A 19,345-nucleotide genomic window follows, 5' to 3' on the forward strand; every position below is an offset into this window, starting at 1 on the left:
CCGTTTCAGTTACCGGTTAAGTTACCGGTTCCTTTAATGCAATCATATCTCTCACGGAACGGGATGTCAACAGAAAAATAGACTTTCGTCGCTTCTGACATTTTTTCCCTTCTCTTTTTGTACACCTTTCACAAAACCGGTTTTGTTACCGGTTACTTTATTGATAATGCGCCCTTTTTTCTGTTATACTACAAGCAGTATTTAACCTTCTCCCTCTTGGGAGCCAAAGAAAAGAGGATTTGAAATTATATGAAGGCAAAGAAAGTGACATTTGCAGACATAGCCGCCTACACCGGCTTTTCCAAGACCACTATCTCCCGGTACTTCAACAATCCGGACTCTCTCACTTTAGAGAACCAGCAGAAGATCGCGGACGCCCTGGTGGAGCTTGACTATAAGGAGAACAAGGTGGGGCGTATCCTGGCCAGCGGCCAGACGGAGTTTGTGGGCATCATCATCCCCAACCTGTACATGCACTACTACTCGGAGATGCTCAGCCAGATCCTGGCCACCTATGAGACATACGGCTACAAGTTTCTCGTCTTCTCGGGAAACGCCAGGGCTGACGTGGAGCGCAAATACATTGAGGAGCTGCTGGCCTACAATATAGAGGGCATGATCATCTTAAGCCCCACCATCTCCTCCCAGGAGCTGGCCTCCTATCACGTCCCGGTGGTGGGGATCGAGAGGGAGGACGCGTTCATTTCCAGCGTCAACACAGACAACTACATGGGCGGCGTCCAGGCTGCCGGCCTTCTTCGAAAAAGCGGCTGCGACATCCTGATCCACGTGAACGCGCAAATGCCAGACACTGTCCCGGCCTCCGGCCGTGTCCACGGCTTCGAGGACACCTGCCGGGAAAACCAGGTCCCCTACGAGCTCATCCTGACCCACATGGGGGATACCTTTGATGAGAACAAAGCAAAGGTGCTGGAGCTGATCGACTATATGGAGGAGAAATATCCCACACAGAAAAAGGGAGTCTTCATGCCCAACGACACCCACGCCAACGTGCTCCTCAACACCCTCATGCAGAAATACGGGCGGCTGCCGGACACCTACCAGATCATCGGCTTTGACAACTCTCCCATCTCCCGTGAGGCGGTCATCCCCATCAGCACCGTGGGACAGCAGGTCTCTGTCATCGCGGACCAGGCCATGAAGCTTCTGTCTGAGCAGATGGCTGAGCGGAAAAAGAGAAGACCGGCCCCCCAGAGGGAACCGGTCCACAGAGTCATCCCGCCGGTGCTGATCCGGAGGGACACGACCATATAAAAAGGGGAGGCCCTGATGACTAATCATCAAGAGCCTCCTTTACTTTATCCATAAAGCCTTTTTTCTTTTTCTTGTGCTTCTCCAGCTCCTCCGGCGTCTGGTTCAATGTGTTGCCGGAGAGGGCGTCAAACTGCCGCAGGGCTTCCTTTGCCTCAGCGCTCAGGTGCTCAGGCGTCTGGATGACCAGCGTCACATAGTGGTCGCCCCTCACCTGGGAATTGCGCACAGAGGGAACGCCCTTGCCCCGCAGGCGAACCTTTGTGTCTGTCTTTGTGCCCGGCTTTACATTGTACACCACATCGCCGTCCACGGTCTTGATGCGGATGTCTCCGCCCAGAGCGGCCTGGGCAAAGGAGATGGGCACTGTGGAGAAGATATTCATATCCTGCCGCATAAAGATGGGGTGACGAGACACTGCCACCTCCACAAGCAGATCTCCTCTCGGGCCGCCGTTTACGCCCGGCTCTCCCTTCTCGCGGATGCGGACGCTCTGTCCGTTGTCAATACCCGCCGGGATGGACACAGCGATCTTCTTCTTGCTGGAAATATAGCCGGTTCCGCCGCAGTCCGGGCACTTGTCCTTGATGATCTGTCCGCTGCCGTGGCAGTCCGGACATGTCTGTACGTTCTGCACTGTGCCGAAGAAGGACTGCTGGGTGTAGACAACCTGGCCCTTGCCGCCGCATTTTGGACAGGTCTGGGGGGATGTACCCGGCTTGGCCCCTGTCCCGTTGCACTTCGGACAGGGATCCTTGAGGACAACCTCAATCTCCTTCTCGCAGCCAAACACAGCCTCCTCAAATGTGATGCGGACGCTCTTGCGGATGTTCATCCCCTTCATGGGACCCTGATTTGTCCTTCCTCCGCGCCGGCCTCCGCCGAACAGATCGCCGAAAATGTCTCCGAAGATGTCACTGAAATCAGCGCCGCTGAAATCAAATCCTCCGAAGCCTCCGGCTCCGCCGGCGCCGCCCTCAAAGGCAGCATGGCCGAACTGGTCATACTGACGGCGCTTCTCCGGATCGCTCAGGACCGCGTAGGCCTCCGACGCCTCTTTAAATTTCTGCTCCGCCTCTTTATCTCCGGGATTCATATCAGGATGGTACTTTTTTGCCACCTTCCTGTATGCCTTTTTCAGAGTTGCCTCGTCCGCGTCCCTGCTGACGCCCAGCACCTCGTAGTAATCTCTCTTTGACTCTGCCATTCTCTATCAACCTTTCGTTTTATTCAGGGAAATGCCGTACATGCCCTCCACACGGGTGCAGTACATGCAGACAAAGTTCTGCGGGATCCGCAGGAAGTGGAACCCTCCACCCTTCGAATTCCGCAGAACGATTTTCCTTTGAAGTCTTACAAGGTTTTATCCTGGTTCAGGCCTGCCTGACAGCTCCGCCTGTCTCTTAGACTTCTTTGTAATCTCCGTCTACCACGTCATCGCTGCCGTAGCCCTCCGGGCCAGCTCCTGCTCCTGTGTCAGCGCCGGCTCCTGCTCCCGGGTTCGGGCCTGCGCCTGCGCCTGCATTTGCGCCTGCCTGCTCGTACATCTTGGCAAATACCTTCTGTGCGCTCTGCATCAGTTTGTCCTTGCCTGCCTTGATCTCAGCGATCTGCGCGTCGGATATATCTTCCATGTTTACTTTTTCCAGTAATTCCTTCAGAGCCTTGCAGTCAGCCTCAACAGCGGCCTTCTCGGAGGCGTCGATCTTGTCTCCCACTTCCTCGAGAGCCTTCTCTGTCTGGAATACAAAGGCGTCCGCATCATTCTTTGTGTCAATACCTTCTTTGCGCTTCTTGTCCTGTGCCTCGAAGGCAGCCGCCTCTTTCACAGCCTTGTCGATATCCTCCTCGGACATGTTGGATCCGGCTGTGATGGTGATGTGCTGCTCTTTTCCTGTTCCAAGATCCTTAGCGGAAACATTTACAATACCGTTTGCGTCGATGTCGAATGTAACCTCGATCTGCGGTATTCCACGGGGTGCCGGCGGGATGCCGTCCAGTCTGAACTGGCCGAGAGATTTGTTGTCCTTTGCGAACTGTCTCTCACCCTGTACTACGTTGATGTCAACGGCTGTCTGGTTGTCCGCAGCTGTGGAGAAGATCTGGCTCTTCTTTGTAGGAATAGTCGTGTTCCTCTCGATCAGCCTTGTAGCTACGCCGCCCATTGTCTCGATGGACAGTGACAGAGGTGTGACATCCAGAAGAAGGATATCGCCTGCGCCTGCGTCGCCTGCCAGCTTGCCGCCCTGGATGGAAGCCCCAAGTGCCACGCACTCGTCCGGGTTCAGGGATTTGCTGGGCTCCTTGCCTGTCAGCTGTTTTACCTTATCCTGTACAGCCGGGATACGTGTGGAACCGCCTACCAGCAGTACCTGGCCAAGCTCGGATGCTGTGATGCCCGCGTCAGAGAGAGCTCTCTGTACAGGCTCTGCTGTCTTCTCTACCAGGTCGTGTGTCAGCTCGTCGAATTTTGCCCTTGTCAGGTTCATATCAAAGTGCTTCGGTCCCTCTGCTGTTGCAGTGATGAACGGAAGGTTGATGTTTGTCGTTGTAGCGGAAGAAAGCTCCTTCTTAGCCTTCTCAGCAGCTTCCTTCAGTCTCTGGAGAGCCATCTTGTCTGTGGACAGATCCACGCCCTCCATCTTCTTGAACTCGGAGATCATGTAGTCTGTAACCTTCTGGTCAAAGTCATCGCCGCCCAGCCTGTTGTTTCCGGCTGTGGAGAGAACCTCGATAACGCCGTCGCCGATCTCGATGATAGACACATCGAAGGTACCGCCGCCCAGGTCGTATACCATGATCTTCTGCTCTTTCTCATTGTCAAGGCCGTATGCCAGCGCTGCCGCTGTAGGCTCGTTGATGATACGCTTTACATCAAGGCCGGCGATCTTTCCGGCATCCTTTGTGGCCTGACGCTGTGCGTCGTTGAAGTAAGCGGGAACTGTGATGACAGCCTCAGACACCTTCTCGCCAAGGTAGCCCTCTGCGTCCGCTTTCAGCTTCTGCAGGATCATGGCTGAAATCTCCTGGGGAGAATATTTCTTGCCGTCGATCTCTACCTTGTAGTCTGTTCCCATCTCTCTCTTGATGGAGGAGATCGTTCTCTCAGCGTTTGTGACTGCCTGACGCTTTGCGGGCTCACCCACAAGACGCTCACCTGTCTTTGTAAAGGCAACTACAGAGGGTGTGGTTCTCGCGCCTTCTGTATTCGCGATAACTACCGGCTGTCCGCCTTCCATGACGGCTACACAGCTGTTTGTTGTACCTAAGTCAATACCTATGATTTTTCCCATGATGTAATTCCTCCTGTTATATTTTGATTTTTGATTGTTAGCTCTTTAGTTGGCCACCTTCACCATACTGTGCCTCACGACACTGTCACGGTACATGTAGCCCTTCTGGAATTCCTCGGCTACTATATTTTCGCCTAAGCTCTCATCCTCCACATGCATCACTGCGTTGTGGAAGGCGGGATCGAACTCCTTGCCCACCGCCTCGATCGGCGTCACGCCGATCTCCTTCAGTGTGGTCATCATCTGTTTGTACACCTTATCCATGCCCTGCATGAAGGGGTGCTCCTTCTCCTCCTCTTTGACCGCGTCCAGGCCTCTCTCGAAGCTGTCCACGATGGGGAGGATCTTTTCTATGATATCTTTCGCACCAACCTCGTACATCTGGGATTTCTCCCTCTCCGTGCGCTTGCGGAAGTTATCAAACTCAGCCATCTGTCTTGTGAGCTTATCTGTCAGCTCCTCGATCTTCTCATCTTTTTTATCTTTCTTCTTTCTTCCAAAGAGCTTCTTTCCCTCGGCCTTGTCTTCCTCCGGGGAAGCCTCCTCAGACTCCTCCTGGCCGTCTGCTCCGGCCTTCTCCTCCTTCTCCCCGTCCTCAACGGGAATCTCGCCGTCACCAGGATCCCCCTGGGCGGAGGCGGTCTTCTTAGCCTCTTCCACGGCCTCCTTTACCATCTCCTCCTGGCTTTTTTCCTGTTTTACTTCTTCCTGATTGTTTTTATTTTCTTCCAAGGGTCCATCCACCTTTCTTATTCTTTATTATGGAAAATCGCATCCAGCTCGCCCTGCAGGTGCTTCAGCGATTTCAGTACATGCTCGTAATCCATCCGCTTCGGCCCGATGATACCTATCGTTCCCTTCATGCCGTCCCCCAATTCATAGGTGGCGGTGACGACACTGCAGTCCTTCATGGTCTGCACCGGCGTCTCGTCTCCGATATACACCTGGATGCCTGTGTTGTCCTCCTGGGAAAGGGTCTGCGTGACCAGCTCCGTGAGCTGCTGCTTCTCCTCAAAGGCACTGATGATCTCCTGTGCGCTCTTCTTGTCACTGAGCTCCGGATATTTGAAAATATTCGTGGCTCCGCTTGTGTAGATCTGCATATCCTCGTCCACCTGGATAGCGTCCGCCACTGCGTCGAGCACATCGCTGATCACCGCGCTGTGGATGCCCGCCTGCTCCTTCAGCCTTGCTATCAGTCCCAGGTTGATCTCCTCAATGGACATACCGTTCAACGTTGTGTTGAGCAGCATGTTCAGCTTCAGGAGATTTTCATTGCCAAGCGGCTCATCTACATTGATGATCTTGTTCTTGATAACATTTCCTCCAAGCACGATCACCGCAATGATCTGCTCATCGTCCACCTGGGAAAGCTGGATGAACTTCAGCTTGTTGGCGCTGTTCATGGGAGTGGAAACCATGGTCGCATAGTTGGTGTTTGCCGCCAGGACTCTTGCGGCCTGCTTCAGGAGCTGATCCATCTTGTCTGCCTTATCCAGCATCTGCTCCTGCATCTCATTTAGCTCCTGTTCCTTCTCCTCCATCAGCATATCCACATATAAGCGGTATCCCTTGTCGGAAGGGATCCTTCCCGCTGATGTATGGGGCTGCAGGATATATCCCAGCTCTTCCAGATCCGCCATCTCATTGCGGATCGTCGCAGAACTCAAATTCAGGTCCGTGTATTTGGAAATGGTCCTGGAGCCCACGGGCTCACCTGTTTCCAGATAGTTCTGGATGATCGCATGAAGGATTTTCAGTTTTCTTTCACCCAGTCCATCTTTGGCCTGCATCCTTACTGCCTCCTTTTTGTATTGTTAGCACTCATTTGGTACGAGTGCTAATCTCTACGGTTACTAATGTATCACTATGGTTTTTATTTGTCAACAGGATTTACAAATTTTTTATACTTTACAGGAAATTTGTGAAAATTCTTATTTTATATGCTATACTCAGATTCTGACCACGCCTTCCCGTGGCGCGCAGAGGACCGGAGCTGCAGACCGGGCCGAGAGAAAAACAGGAGGTCAGGACCGAGAAGGAGGACAAAAGGATGGACAGGACCATTTCATATATAATAGGGAATAAAGAGGACGGCCTTCGGGTGGAGCAGGTGCTCCGGCGGAAGGGCTACTCCCGCCAGAATCTTTCCTCCATAAAAAGGATGCCCGAGAGCATCCTTGTAAATGGTGTACCTTATTATATGCGCCGACAAGTCCAGGAGGGGGACACACTGACCGTGCGCATCCGCGAGGCCGGCGTCTCCGAAAAAATCCCGCCCATCCATCTGCCGCTGGATATCGTCTATGAGGACGAGGACATCATCGTCCTCAACAAGCCCGCCGGCATGCCCGTCCATCCCTCCATGAACAACTACACAAACACCCTGGCCAATGCCCTGGCCTGGTACTACAAAGAGCAGGAAAAGCCCTTCATCTTCCGCTGCTCCAACCGGCTGGACCGGGACACCTCCGGCCTCACGGTGGTGGCTAAGCACCTGGTCAGCGCCGGCATCCTCTCCACCATGACAGCAGAAAAGATCCTGGAGCGGGAGTATCTGGCCATTGTATCCGGGCACGTATCCCCCTCCGCCGGCACCATCTGTGCCCCTTTAGCCCGTAAGGGCACCTCCATCATCGAGCGGATGGTGGATCTTGAAAAGGGGGAGGAGGCAGTCACACACTACGAGACGCTGGGGCACTACGGACCCCACAGCCTTGTAAAACTGAAGCTGGAAACCGGCCGCACCCACCAGATTCGGGTCCACATGCAGTATCTGGGCTATCCTCTCATTGGAGACTACCTGTACAATCCGGATATGACGCACATCAGCCGGCAGGCACTCCACTCCCACCGGCTGTCCTTTTCCCATCCCATGACCGGGGAACCTATGGAATTCACTGCCCCTCTTCCGGAGGATATGCAGAGGGTGCTTAAGGTCACATCGTCCTCTCCTGCTTCAAAAGAGTAAAAAAAGAAGACCCCGGAACCATTTTCTCTTCTCCGGGATCTTCTCTTTGCACGTCCGCTTTCAGCACGCTCTTTTAGCTCAGTTCGATCTTTGCAGCCTCCTCAGGCTTAAAAGTATTGTCCAGATCATAGATATTGTGTCCGGTAGACTCTCCCAATACTCTTCCCTCCAGGGAATAGCAGCGGATAAAGCGCTTGGGGGCAATGCTGGACCAGTGCTCCACATCCCAGGTCATGTACCCGTCCTCATCCGACTTTTTCTCCTTCAGATACAGATCCACCTGGCGTCCATCCTGCATGATCTTGATAAGTTCCTTATAATCAGCAATCTCCACGTCTTCCTTTTTTACTGTGTCGTAAATCTTCATCTCTCTCTCCTCCTGCCCTGCCCGGGCTGTCGTTCTAGCATCAGTGTACGCTTTTCGCCGCTGTATGGCAAGCCTTATTTTCTCCCGCACTCGCCCGCTGTCCCCCGCAGGACCTCAAGCCCGTGGCCCAGCTGGGGCAGGAGGAACTCCAGGGCCTCACGCACCGCCTTGGGACTGCCGGGGAGGTTGACGATCAGAGTACCGCCCCGGATGCCGGAGACCGCCCGGCTGAACATGGCCCTGGGGGTAATGGACAGAGAGTGGCTGAGTATGGCCTGGGCAATACCATCGGCCATCCGGTCGCAGGCAACCCTGGTAGCCTCAGGCGTTAAGTCCCTGGGGGAAAATCCGGTACCGCCGGTGGTGAATATCACATCCATCTGCCGCTGGTCCGCCAGGCGGATGAGCTGGCTCTTTAACGGCTCGATGCCATCTGCAAGGAGCAGCTGCTCCTTCACCTCATAGCCCGCCTGCTCCAGCATCTGGGCCGCCAGAGGGCCGCTCTCATCCCTCCGCTCTCCCGCAGCCCCCTTGTCGCTTAAGGTGATGACCGACGCCGTAAAGGGGCGGTCTGATGCCGGAAGCTCCATCTCCACTTCATCCCCTCTGTGGATACGCCCGTCTTTCACAACCTCGGCAAACACGCCCTCTCTTGGCATGATGCAGTCCCCCATCTTCTTATATATTTCGCAGTGGCTGTGGCATTCCTTGCCGATCTGGGTCAGCTCAAGGACCGCCTCCCCGATGTGGAAGCGGGTGCCCACCGGCAGTTTTCTCAAGTTATATCCCTCCACGATCAAGTTCTCCCCGAAGGCTCCAAAGTCCACATCTGCGCCCTTGGCCCGGAAGTCTTCAATCTTTTCAAAAGACAAAAGGCTCACTTGGCGATGCCAGTTTCCTGCATGGGCGTCCCCCTCGATACCCCAGTTTTCCTTGAGTACAGCTTCCTCTACTTCCTTTTTCTGCGTACCCCTTCTCTCGCTGATACAGATTCCCAGCACTCTTCCCATCACATCCTCCTACTCTTCCCTACAGGACATATGCGCCCTGCATTTGGGATCCTTTTCTACCTCGATTTTGTCAAATTCGCAGCTTAATCCATCATACTGCAGTATAGTCCCCAGAAGAAGTCCCCTACCTCCCAGGATCCTTTTCACTGCTTCTACCGCCTGCAGGCATCCGATCACTCCCACCACAGCGCCAAGCGCCGGCACCAACGCAGGGCTTTTTCCAAGGTGATACCCGATACATTCCAGACAGGCCGTCTCCCGGGAAATATCCATCACATATCCGTAAAATCCATGCACAGCGCCTTCTACAAGAAAAATGTCCTGTGCAAGGCAATATCTTTCAACAAGAATCCGCGTCTCAACACTGTCTACACAGTCCACGACAATATCCGAACTGCCCAGAATCTGATCTACATTTTCTTCTGTCAAATAACATGAAAGGGCCTCCACACAAATCTGTGGATTCATCTTTTTCAGCTTTTTCGCTGCCAAGTCTGCTTTTTTCTTTCCGATATCTTCTTCCCAGTAAAGAAACTGTCGGTTCAGATTTGATTCAGAAACCATGTCTCCGTCCACCATGCGGATTGTTCCCACGCCGGCTTCAGCAAGATAGACAAGGGCTGGCGCCCCCAGGCCGCCGCATCCTACCACGGTCACCACAGAGTTTCCCAGCTTTTTCTGCCCTTCAATTCCAATCTCCGCCATCAGGATTTGCCTGTCATATCTCATACGCCTTCTCTCCTGTCTTTATATCAGAATAATCTTTCCGGTATTCTCCGTGCCGTATCCGCCGGCCTTCTTCACTCTTTCATGGAACTGTTCTGACCGGAGAGTGTGGATAAAATCCTGAATAAAAGGCAGTGCCAGATTCTTTCTATCTATGGCGAAATCATATTCTTCTTCCCCCACCTGGATAAATGAGAGATCCATGGTCTTTGCCGCCGCATAAATGCCCATGGCTGCATCAACACCTCCATCTTTCACCAAAGCCGCAGCCGCCATATGGGTCGCTGCCTCCAACTCATATCCCTCGATCTGTTCCGGACGGATACCCGCTTTTTTCAGCAGATAGTCCAAAAGCACACGGGTACCCGCTCCCCGCTGACGGTTAGCATACCTACATTCCGGAAGGTCTTCTATACCGCGTATTCCCTTCGGATTTCCCTTTTTTACCATCAGTCCCTGGATTCTGCTCACTCCTTTGATAAGAGCCATCTCCTGGTCCGGAAAGATGCGTTTCAGATAGGCAGTATTATAGACTCCAGTCTCCTCATCCAGAAGATGGGTGGGGGCAATGTGGGATTCGCCCCGTTTCAGCGCCATCAGTCCCGCCATACTGCCCACATGAGTACTGGACAGATGCATGCCGGGAAAAAGCGTCGGCAGAAGGTCGGCCAGAAAATCCATGATCATATCATGGCTTCCTACGGAAACAATGGTATGCCGGATTTCATCTCTGGGCCGCCACAGCTCAACCTGTACCGTCTCTCCTGCTTCGTATCCCTCCAGGTTCTGGTCTATAACACACACGCCATCTGCTTTTACCAGGCTGGTAGCTGCAGCCGCACCTCTTGCCAGAGGGGAGGCCACAAGCCTCCCGTTCACTTCCCCTACTTTAACACGCACATATTCTTTGTGCTTCAGTGATGAGACAAGACGTTTAGAGACCACTGCCTCCTCCATCGGTTGAGCATCGGAAACAGCACCAGTAAGCATTTCCATGACCGGCTTTACAAAGGTCGCAAAATCAATGTAGGCCGAAACAGGATATCCTGGAAGTCCGATTACCGGTTTATTGTCCGCAATCGCCAAAATCACCGGTTTCCCCGGCTTGATGGCAACACCGTGAATCAAAACGGTTCCCAGTTCCCGCATGACATGAACCGTATAATCCTCTGTACCAGCACTTGAGCCGGCGTTGACGATTACTATGTCATCTTTTTCCAGAGCCCTGCTGACTGCCCCTTTGATCTTCTCATAGTCATCTTCAATGATGGGGCTCACATCCGGCTCCCCGCCATACTGCTGCACAAGTGCGGCAAACATGCCGGAATTGGAATCGATGATTTCTCCTTCTCTGGGCGTCTGTCCCGGAGCTATCATCTCCGTGCCGGTAGGGATGATTCCTACTCGAGGACGGGCGGTCACCATAACCTTGCAAATCCCGCCCCCCAGCAGGACGCCGATATCCACCGGCCTGATCCTGTGATGTCCCGGCAGGAGCATTTCACCGGCCACAATATCCTCCCCAATCGGGCGGATATGACTCCAAGGTGAGACCGCAGCAATAATCTGAACCGTATCCTCGTCTACCTCCAGAAGATCTTCTGCCATGATGACTGCATTATAGGGCTCCCGGACCGGATCCCCAGTATCCACCACCTTAAAATCCTTCCCTCTCTTCAGCGTGAGGGGATGCTCCTCGCTGGCTCCTGCCGTGCGTGCTGCGTTCACCATAATTCCGTCCATTGCAGACGCATTGAAAAGCGGCGAACACAAGACGGCGTGAACCGCCTCCGCTGTAATCCGTCCCAGGCTGTCCTGTACAGGTACCTCCTCTTTTCGAACCGACACACACTTCTTAATTTCTTTATTATATAGTTCTTTTGCTTCATCCACCGGCGTGGTGTGCAGATACAAATTCCTTTTTTCCATATGTCTGCTCCGTCCTCCTTCTAAATCAGGAATACGTCCACTGTCTCTCCCTTTTTCAAGCCTTCCTGATTTTCCGGAATCATGATATATCCATCCGCTTTTGTCAGGATGCTTATCAAACCTGATCTTCCAAACACAGGCACTGCCTTTCTCCTGCCATCTTCATCTCTTACAAGCTGTACCGTCTGACAGACAGCCCGCCCCGGTGCTGCAGGGATATTCACTGTCAGTTCCGCAGGAATCGGCCAGGACTTTTTCTGACCGCTTCTGTCTTCCCAAAGCCAGCCGATCAAAAGCTGAAACACGATCATAGCCGCAGAAGGGTGACCCGGAAGTCCCAGAAGGATTGTCTCCGTCGACGCATCGTACCCCAGGATTGTGGGTTTTCCTGGCTTAAGGGCAAGTCCCTGGGTTAGAAGTTCCCCATCTGCAAGTTCGCCGATCACGGATGCCGTCTCATCTTTACGCCCCTTGGAACTCCCCCCAGACACCGCTACGATATCACTTTCCCTCATTGCTTCCCATATCGTTTCTTTCAGCAGATTCCTCTCGTCTTTCAGTACATGGCAGCCGCAGACCTCTAGTCCGGTCTTTTTCGCAACCGCCTGCAGGGCGTACGTATTGATATCCCGCACCTTTCCAGGGTTCATTTCCCCACCAGGCGGTATCAGTTCATCTCCTGTGGAGATGATGGTAATCTCCCAGGGCTTTACAACCTGGACCCTCTGTTTTCCCAGTGCCGCCAAAAGTCCGATTTCCTGGGGCCTCAGAACAGTCCCTTTCGCAAGGGCTACCCTGCCGGAGTGCAGGTCGTCACCTCTGTAGACAATATTTCCGCCGGAAGGCACGGATGCATACACTACTATCTCCATATCTGAAAAAAGTTCGCAGTATTCCACCATGACAACGGCATCAGCACCCGGGGGAAGCATGCCGCCAGTTGGAATATACATACATTCTCCCGGCCCGATGCCGTGCGTTGGTGCACAGCCCATCTCCACTTCCCCGGTAACCTGCAGGATTGTGGGAAGGTTTTCCGATGCACCAGATGTATCGGCGCTCCTCACAGCATAGCCATCTACCGTTGACCGATCAAATCCTGGCACATCCTCCTCTGCATGCACATCCTCCGCCATTACTTTTCCGAGGGCATCTTCCACAGGAAGCTCCTGCACTTTCACTTCAAGCCCCTGTATGGCCTTTTTCAATTTCTCTCTGGCCTGAGCCACGGTATCTACCTGCAATAGTTTCATTTTTTATCACGCTTCCTTTTTCCATGTAATGAATGGTCTCACATAGCTGATGCACTGCCTCCAGCTGGTGGCTCACAATAATCCAGGTGATAGGCTCCTTTTTCTGTATTTCCCTGATCATCTCTATAAAAAGAGTCTCACTCTCCGTATCTAAATTAGAAAATGTCTCATCGATCATGACCAGTTTCGGCTGGAAGATCACAGCCCTCAGAAATGAAAGCTTCTGTCTCTCCCCGCTGGACAGAGATCTGGCGTACTGCCTCTTCTGCCCCAGAAGCCCCGCCTTCCTAAGGAGTTCATCTGTCTTATTCTCATCAGGATGGATATGCCGTATCTGCAAAGGATAGATGAGGTTTTTGTACACAGATGCGTCCATCAGGTAAGGTCGCTGAGACAGCATGGTGATTTCCCGAAAGCCAATCCCTTCGTAATCAATAATGCCACTGTCAGGTGTATAGATGCCCGCCAAAATCTTAAGAAGGACTGTTTTCCCGCAGCCATTTGGTCCGATGATTCCATGTATTCGACCTGGTTCTATATCAAGATGATCGATCTGAAGGCAGAAATTTCCAATTTTCTTTTCCAGGTCAGTAATTTTCATTTTCACTTTCCTCTCTCTGCAATATGTCGCAAATCCACTGAAGGATAAAAGCCATTACAAGAAGCAATATGCCCAGCGCCACACCTTCTGTAAAGATTCCCTGGCTTTTCAGAAGGGAAATCGTTGTCGTCATGGTCCGGGTCCGGCCTCTGATGTTACCTCCCACGAGCATGACGGCCCCTACCTCACTAATGGAGCGACCGAACCCGGTCACCATGCAAAAATAGATTTCTCTTCTCAGCTCCCGGATAATAAGCCCGGTCGTCTGCCACCTTGTTGCTCCCATAGTCACCGCAAACTCACGGATGGAAGGGGCTGATCTTCTGAGGTAGGAGTAGATCATGCCACAGATGATCGGGGTGATGATCAGCGTCTGGGCAATCACCATTCCTTGTATCGTAAATAAAAGCGACAGAGAGCCAAGAGGCCCCCTGCGCATCAGTAACAGATATACGATCAAACCGACTACCACAGGCGGTGAACCCATAAGCGTGCGGTTAAATCGGATCATAATCTTTTTACCCGGGAACTGGAAACGTTCCAGCAAAAGACCAAATATGATTCCCAATATGGAAGCAATACCGGTGGAGCAGACTGCCATGGTAAACGTTACTCTCACAGCACTCAGTATATCCGGGTCAGAAACAACGCTTTTCAGCCACTCCAGCATCCTTCACTTCCTCCTTTTATGCGTCTGTCCCCGCATTCGGTGTAAACAGTGCCTGTCCATACTCTTCGACCCCGTATTCACCGATCAATTCCTGTACTTTGTCAGAACAGATCCATTCGATAAAGTCATCCGCGCCTTCCTTGTTGACTTCCGGATACTTTTCCGGATTGACAGCGATCACACCGTACTGGTTCAGCAGGCTGTCATCCCCCTCACAGATAATATCCAGCTGGTAATCCAGCGTTGCGTCCTGGCTCTGCTTCAGCCATGTACCACGATCTGTCAGGCAGTATGCCTGCTGCTCGTCCGCCATGGTGATAGTAGCTCCCATTCCCTGTCCGGATTCCACATAATTTGGATCTGTCGTCGGATCGATCCCCAACTCTTCCCAGATTCCTTTCTCCTTCTTATCTGTACCGGAGTCATCGCCTCTGGAAACAAACGGGAGTTGGTCATTGACAATCTGTGTAAATACTGCATTGATATCCTCTGTCTTTTCGATGGGCTCAGAAGGGCCTACCACGATAAAGTCATTATACATCACAGGGAACCTCTCAACCCCATATCCCTCTGCCACAAATTCTTCCTCGCTGGATTTCGCATGTACCAAAACAATATCCACGTCCCCGTTCTCGCCCATAGCAAGAGCCTCACCAGTTCCGACGGCCGTCCACTCCAGATCCCATCCCGTGTCCTCCTTAAACAGAGGCTGGAGATAGTCCAGAAGGCCGGTATCCTCTGTGCTGGTGGTAGTTGCCATCATCAGCGTACCCTTGTCTTCGGGCGCTGTCTCTTCCGTCTGCTCCTCGCTCTGAGCATCTGTTCCTTCACTTTCCGCAGGCTCCTCTGACTGCCCGCCGCAGGCTGTCAGCCCGATGCACATCACTGTCACAAGAAAAGCTGCTATTAACCTCTTCATAAAATCTCCTCCTTTTCAGTCAGGTATTTCTAAAATTGTTCCATTTTCACAAAAGAAAATGGTCTCTGAAAAAGAAGACCACACAAAAATAACCTGTTCTTTTTGCGGATGTTCTTTTCAAATACGGAAGGCATCCTCTTTTCAAAAGATACCCATTGGCCTGCTGCCCTGGTCCCCGTTGACTTTAGGCATACAGGCTCGAATTCCTGCAAACTATATAAAATTGTATATATTGCCTTCAAGCTGCCATCTCTTATTCTACCCTCCTTATTTATTCTTGACTCCTATCCACCGATCCGAAACATCTTTTTATGCTCGAATTCCGCTGAATCGTCCACTTCAAAATGATGGCATGCTGGTTTGTAATAAATAGTCCTATTTATCGCCCGGATCAGTTCTTCCTCCGAAGCACCGTTCCGTATCATCTCTCTTAAATCCTCTCCGGACGCATATTGGAGACAGGGCTTTAAAAAACCTTCTGCCGTCATACGAATCCGGTTGCATTCAGAGCAAAACTTGTGGGAAAGGGCGCTGATAAAACCAATCTTTCCCGCAAACCCGTTAAAGTGTACATATGTGGCAGGGCCATTTCCAAAATTTCCGTCAAGGTACTGTTCGGGGCCAAAGGTCTCCCGCAGTCGCTCTAATACTTCTTTCTGGGAGCTCCCCTGAAAATCTCTTCCAAGCCCCATCGGCATCATCTCGATAAACCGCACATCGATTGGTCTTTCTCTGGCTATCTGCGCCAGCCTGACCCACTCTTCCTCGTTCAGCCCCTTAAGTGGAACACAATTGATCTTTACTTTCAGTCCAGGGCAGGACACTGCAGCCTCCATGCCTTCCAAAACCGCAGCCAGCGCATCCTTTCTCGCTATGGACGCATACATGTCCGGATCCAGTGAATCCACACTGATATTAACGGCACTGATCCCAGCTTTTGCCAGCTTCCCGATCTGTTCTTTTAAAAGGACTCCGTTTGTTGTAACTGTTACTTCCTCGATTCCCGGAACTGCTCTTAAAGCTTCGACAAGTCCGGCCAGGTTCTTCCTGACAAGGGGTTCCCCCCCTGTCAGTTTGATTCTGGTGATTCCGACTTCTGCTGCTGCATTTACGATCTGCACGATTTCATCATAGGTGAGGATATCCTGATGGGACACCTGCTTAATGCCCTCCTCAGGCATACAGTATATGCAACGAAGGTTGCAACGATCCGTGACCGATACCCTCATGTAATTTATCTGTCTTCCGTATTGGTCTTTCATGAGCCGGTATACTTTCTCCTCCTTAAATCATATCTCTATTTTACACAATTCCATAGGTATGTGCCATTGTATCTGTCATTTTTTTCTTCCGGCATTCCGGACATAGTTCTTCCGTCTCTTCCCCTGCTCTTTTAGCTACAAGCTCCAGCTCCTCTTTTGTCCCGATAGGAGCGCCGCACTTACGGCAATGGGCGATTTCAAAGGTCCGTCCCCATACCTCCCGCGTCTGCCCGTCATCTTTATAAGAAATGGCATCAGTGGGACAAATACTGACACAACTTAAGCAGCCCACACAATCTTTGGACGGCTCATCGTAGGGCGTGGAAATCTTCTTTGAAGTCCCCCGCAGCACTGTTGAAATTGCTCCCGTCCCCATCTTTGCGCAGGCTCCTACACAAAGGCCGCACATGATACACTTTTCTCCGTCAATCTGTATAAACCTGCTACCATCCGCCGCGCCGTAAGCGCTACACAGCACATCGATCAAATCACTTTCCGGCGCCCTCTCCTTGAGTAGCATGAGCACCACCGCCCTGTCTTCCTTCACCCGTTCACTGTCGGTATAGACCTCGCAGGGACGTTCCACCGGATACACACAGGACACTACGATCTTGCTCCTGCCTTTTTCCACAACTTCCACAAGACAGACTCTGCAACAGGCCTGTCCGGGAATTGCGGGGTGATGGCAAAGTGTGGGAATGTAAAACCCGTTCCGCCTCGCTACATCCAGAAGATACTCTCCTTTTTCGCAGATACATGTTTTCCCGTTAATGGTGATCTCTATCATGCTTCCTGCCTCCTTCCCACTGCTTTTACCGCATCGAATCTGCATGCTTCTCTGCAGCTTCCGCAGGAAATGCATTTCGAAAAGTCGATCTTATGAGGCATTTTTTTGTCTCCGCTGATTGCTCCCACCGGACATCCTTTCGCACACATGTCGCAGCCGATACATTTTTCTCCATCAATCTCGAACCGGGTCAGATTCTTGCAGACGCCCGCCGGACATCTCTTTTCCCGGATATGAGCCTCATACTCATCCCTGAAATACTTGATCGTTGTGAGTATTGGGTTGGGTGCACTCTTTCCCAGGCTGCAGAGGGAAGAGTCCTGCACCGCATGGCCAATCCGCTCCAACAGTTCAATGTCTCCTTCTCTTCCCCTGCCCTCGCAGATATCTGTCAAGATTTCCAGCATACGCCGAAGGCCCTCCCTACAGGGCGTACACTTCCCGCAGCTCTCCTCACAAAGAAAATTTGTATAGTATCTGGCCACTTCTACCATGCAGCTTCTGTCATCCATGACAATCATGCCGCCGGATCCCATCATGGCGCCGTACTTTGCCAAAGAGTCAAAATCCACTCTCAGGTCCAGCATACTCTCTGGAATACAGCCTCCGGAAGGTCCACCTGTCTGTACCGCTTTAAAAGGCCTGTCGCCAATGATGCCGCCACCGATGTCAAAGATCAGATGCCTGAGAGATGCGCCCATAGGCACCTCCACAAGGCCGGTCCTTTTTACTTTACCCACAAGTGCAAACACCTTAGTCCCTGTACTCGTCTCCGTGCCAATCTGCGCGAATTTTTTCCCGCCGTCCCGGATGATCAGGGGGATATTGGCCAACGTCTCCACATTGTTCAGAACTGTAGGCTGATTCCAAAGTCCTTTCTGGACGGAGCGTATATATTTTGCCCGTGGTTCACCGACCCTTCCTTCAATCGAGGCCATCAGCGCAGTGGATTCCCCGCAGACAAAGGCACCGCCACCACGGACCACGGACATGTGAAGTTTCTTTGACGTACCCATGACAGAGTCACCGATGATTCCCCTCGCCTCTGCGTCTTCCAGGGCCTTTCTCACATGCTTGACCGCCAGATCATACTCATCACGTATGTAGAAAAATCCCTCCTCTGCTCCAATGGCGATAGCCGCGATGGCAAGTCCCTCGATTACTGCATGGGGATCTCCCTCCAGAATGGACCGGTCCATGAAAGCTCCCGGATCTCCCTCATCACCGTTGCACGACACATACTTCGGAAAAATGTCGTAGGAGGCTGCTGTCCTCCATTTCCTCCCTGTCGGGAACCCGGCACCGCCGCGTCCGCGAAGCCCCGACTCCTCCACTTCTGCGATCACTTCATCAGGCGTCATCTGCAGAGCTTTTCTGAGCGCCTCATAGCCGCCCTGTTCCAGATAGTCGTCAATATTTTCCGGATCGATCTTCCCGATATGGCGCAAAGTCAGCTTCTGCTGGTGAGCATAGAATGGATTCTCTTCCTGAGAGCGCACCCGGTTTCCCTCATTATCCTTATACATAAGGCGGGGAATCTCCTGGTCGCCCAGCACGCTTTTCTCCAAAATCTCCGACACATCCTTTGGCTTTACTCTGTAGTAGACCAGGTTGTCTGGCATGATCTTTACAATCGGCCCATTTTCACAGAATCCATTACACCCCGTTGTCTTAATCTGCGGAATCACATCCACGTCTGCCTGCTTATGTCCTATCTCCTCCCGGAAGGTTTCTACTAAATACATACTGCCATTTGCACGGCACCCGGTACCGCAGCAGATCAAAATCTGTTTTCTCATACTACTAAGCACCGCCTTCCCTGACTGCCTGGAGTATTTCTTTGAGTTTCTCCAATGTAACTTTTCCATAGTAGACGTCATCCACTACCAGAACCGGCGCCAGTGCGCAAGACCCAAGACAGTTGACTGTTTCCAATGAGAACATACCGTCCTGCGTTGTTTCCCCCGGGCCAATCTTAAGCTCTCTTTGAATCCCATCGATCAGCGTAGTTGCACCTCGGATATGACAGGCTGTCCCGTCACAGCATTTGATGATATGTTTTCCCTTCGGCACAAGACTTAGTGCTTTGTAAAAGGTCGCCATGGCATAGAGTGAAGCCACGGGGCAGCCAAGTTCTCCCGCAAGTGCCTCCATCCCCTCCCGGGGCACATACTGAAATTCCCGCTGCATATCCTGCATGATCGCAAGGGCATACCTTTGGTCTGGCTGATAGGAATGAATGATCTCCCCAATCCTTTTCTCGGATACTTCCATCGTCTTTCACC

18 protein-coding genes and 1 riboswitch are annotated in these 19,345 nt (G+C 52.1%); of the genes, 2 read left to right on the forward strand and 16 right to left on the reverse strand.

What is annotated here, in order from left to right; all coding sequences use genetic code 11:
• Positions 1-249 precede the first annotated feature (249 nt).
• A complete protein-coding gene (locus FGQ86_RS00580) occupies positions 250-1,275 on the forward strand; it encodes a LacI family DNA-binding transcriptional regulator (RefSeq protein ID WP_033126586.1) in 1,026 nt (341 codons plus the stop codon).
• Between the two features lie 19 nt (positions 1,276-1,294).
• On the opposite strand, the gene dnaJ is transcribed toward FGQ86_RS00580, so the two are convergent.
• From dnaJ to hrcA, 4 genes are all read right to left on the reverse strand, one after another.
• Positions 1,295-2,479: a molecular chaperone DnaJ gene (gene dnaJ / locus FGQ86_RS00585; protein WP_033126587.1), complete on the reverse strand. Its 1,185-nt coding sequence runs from the start codon at positions 2,477-2,479 to the stop codon at positions 1,295-1,297.
• Positions 2,480-2,675: 196 nt separating this feature from the next.
• Positions 2,676-4,565, reverse strand: a complete 1,890-nt coding sequence (dnaK, locus tag FGQ86_RS00590; protein WP_033126588.1) for a molecular chaperone DnaK — start codon at positions 4,563-4,565, stop codon at positions 2,676-2,678.
• Between the two features lie 45 nt (positions 4,566-4,610).
• Positions 4,611-5,297, reverse strand: a complete 687-nt coding sequence (gene grpE, locus FGQ86_RS00595) for a nucleotide exchange factor GrpE (protein WP_347562459.1) — start codon at positions 5,295-5,297, stop codon at positions 4,611-4,613.
• A 17-nt stretch (positions 5,298-5,314) separates the two neighbouring features.
• A complete protein-coding gene (gene hrcA, locus FGQ86_RS00600; protein ID WP_033126589.1) occupies positions 5,315-6,358 on the reverse strand; it encodes a heat-inducible transcriptional repressor HrcA in 1,044 nt (347 codons plus the stop codon).
• Between the two features lie 260 nt (positions 6,359-6,618).
• Here hrcA and FGQ86_RS00605 point away from each other — a divergent pair, with 260 nt between their 5' ends.
• Complete coding sequence (locus FGQ86_RS00605; RefSeq protein WP_138302717.1) at positions 6,619-7,536, forward strand: RluA family pseudouridine synthase; 918 nt, start codon at positions 6,619-6,621, stop codon at positions 7,534-7,536.
• Between the two features lie 73 nt (positions 7,537-7,609).
• Here the strand turns inward: FGQ86_RS00605 and FGQ86_RS00610 are convergent, their stop codons facing one another.
• From FGQ86_RS00610 to nuoE, 12 genes are all read right to left on the reverse strand, one after another.
• Positions 7,610-7,903 (reverse strand): hypothetical protein, encoded by a 294-nt coding sequence (locus FGQ86_RS00610; RefSeq protein ID WP_033126591.1) that lies wholly within the window; start codon positions 7,901-7,903, stop codon positions 7,610-7,612.
• A 74-nt stretch (positions 7,904-7,977) separates the two neighbouring features.
• A complete protein-coding gene (locus tag FGQ86_RS00615; protein WP_138302718.1) occupies positions 7,978-8,913 on the reverse strand; it encodes an MOSC domain-containing protein in 936 nt (311 codons plus the stop codon).
• A gap of 9 nt (positions 8,914-8,922) precedes the next feature.
• Positions 8,923-9,642 carry a HesA/MoeB/ThiF family protein gene (locus tag FGQ86_RS00620; protein ID WP_033126593.1) on the reverse strand — a complete coding sequence of 240 codons (720 nt, stop codon included), beginning with the start codon at positions 9,640-9,642 and terminating at the stop codon, positions 8,923-8,925.
• Positions 9,643-9,660: 18 nt separating this feature from the next.
• Complete coding sequence (locus FGQ86_RS00625) at positions 9,661-11,568, reverse strand: molybdopterin biosynthesis protein (RefSeq protein ID WP_033126594.1); 1,908 nt, start codon at positions 11,566-11,568, stop codon at positions 9,661-9,663.
• A 20-nt stretch (positions 11,569-11,588) separates the two neighbouring features.
• Complete coding sequence (gene glp / locus FGQ86_RS00630; RefSeq protein ID WP_138302719.1) at positions 11,589-12,821, reverse strand: gephyrin-like molybdotransferase Glp; 1,233 nt, start codon at positions 12,819-12,821, stop codon at positions 11,589-11,591.
• Complete coding sequence (locus tag FGQ86_RS00635; protein WP_081958080.1) at positions 12,751-13,422, reverse strand: ABC transporter ATP-binding protein; 672 nt, start codon at positions 13,420-13,422, stop codon at positions 12,751-12,753. The genes glp and FGQ86_RS00635 overlap by 71 nt, the downstream gene beginning before the upstream one ends.
• The gene (locus tag FGQ86_RS00640; protein ID WP_138302720.1) at positions 13,409-14,092 is read right to left on the reverse strand and encodes an ABC transporter permease; all 684 of its coding nucleotides are present in this window, start codon (positions 14,090-14,092) and stop codon (positions 13,409-13,411) included. Before FGQ86_RS00640 ends, FGQ86_RS00635 begins: the two co-directional genes overlap by 14 nt.
• Positions 14,093-14,108: 16 nt before the next feature.
• The gene (locus FGQ86_RS00645; protein ID WP_033126597.1) at positions 14,109-15,011 is read right to left on the reverse strand and encodes a substrate-binding domain-containing protein; all 903 of its coding nucleotides are present in this window, start codon (positions 15,009-15,011) and stop codon (positions 14,109-14,111) included.
• Positions 15,012-15,105: 94 nt separating this feature from the next.
• Positions 15,106-15,227: riboswitch (molybdenum cofactor riboswitch) on the reverse strand.
• Between the two features lie 68 nt (positions 15,228-15,295).
• A complete protein-coding gene (gene moaA / locus FGQ86_RS00650; RefSeq protein WP_138302721.1) occupies positions 15,296-16,273 on the reverse strand; it encodes a GTP 3',8-cyclase MoaA in 978 nt (325 codons plus the stop codon).
• A 40-nt stretch (positions 16,274-16,313) separates the two neighbouring features.
• Complete coding sequence (locus FGQ86_RS00655; protein WP_138302722.1) at positions 16,314-17,060, reverse strand: 2Fe-2S iron-sulfur cluster-binding protein; 747 nt, start codon at positions 17,058-17,060, stop codon at positions 16,314-16,316.
• A complete protein-coding gene (locus tag FGQ86_RS00660; protein WP_138302723.1) occupies positions 17,057-18,859 on the reverse strand; it encodes an NADH-ubiquinone oxidoreductase-F iron-sulfur binding region domain-containing protein in 1,803 nt (600 codons plus the stop codon). The genes FGQ86_RS00655 and FGQ86_RS00660 overlap by 4 nt, the downstream gene beginning before the upstream one ends.
• Before the next feature lie 4 nt (positions 18,860-18,863).
• Complete coding sequence (nuoE, locus tag FGQ86_RS00665) at positions 18,864-19,334, reverse strand: NADH-quinone oxidoreductase subunit NuoE (RefSeq protein WP_033126602.1); 471 nt, start codon at positions 19,332-19,334, stop codon at positions 18,864-18,866.
• Between the last annotated feature and the right edge of the window lie 11 nt (positions 19,335-19,345).

It is taken from the genome of Clostridium sp. BSD2780061688st1 H5 (assembly GCF_005845155.1).
Taxonomy (GTDB): Bacteria; Bacillota; Clostridia; order Lachnospirales; family Lachnospiraceae; genus Claveliimonas; species Claveliimonas intestinigallinarum.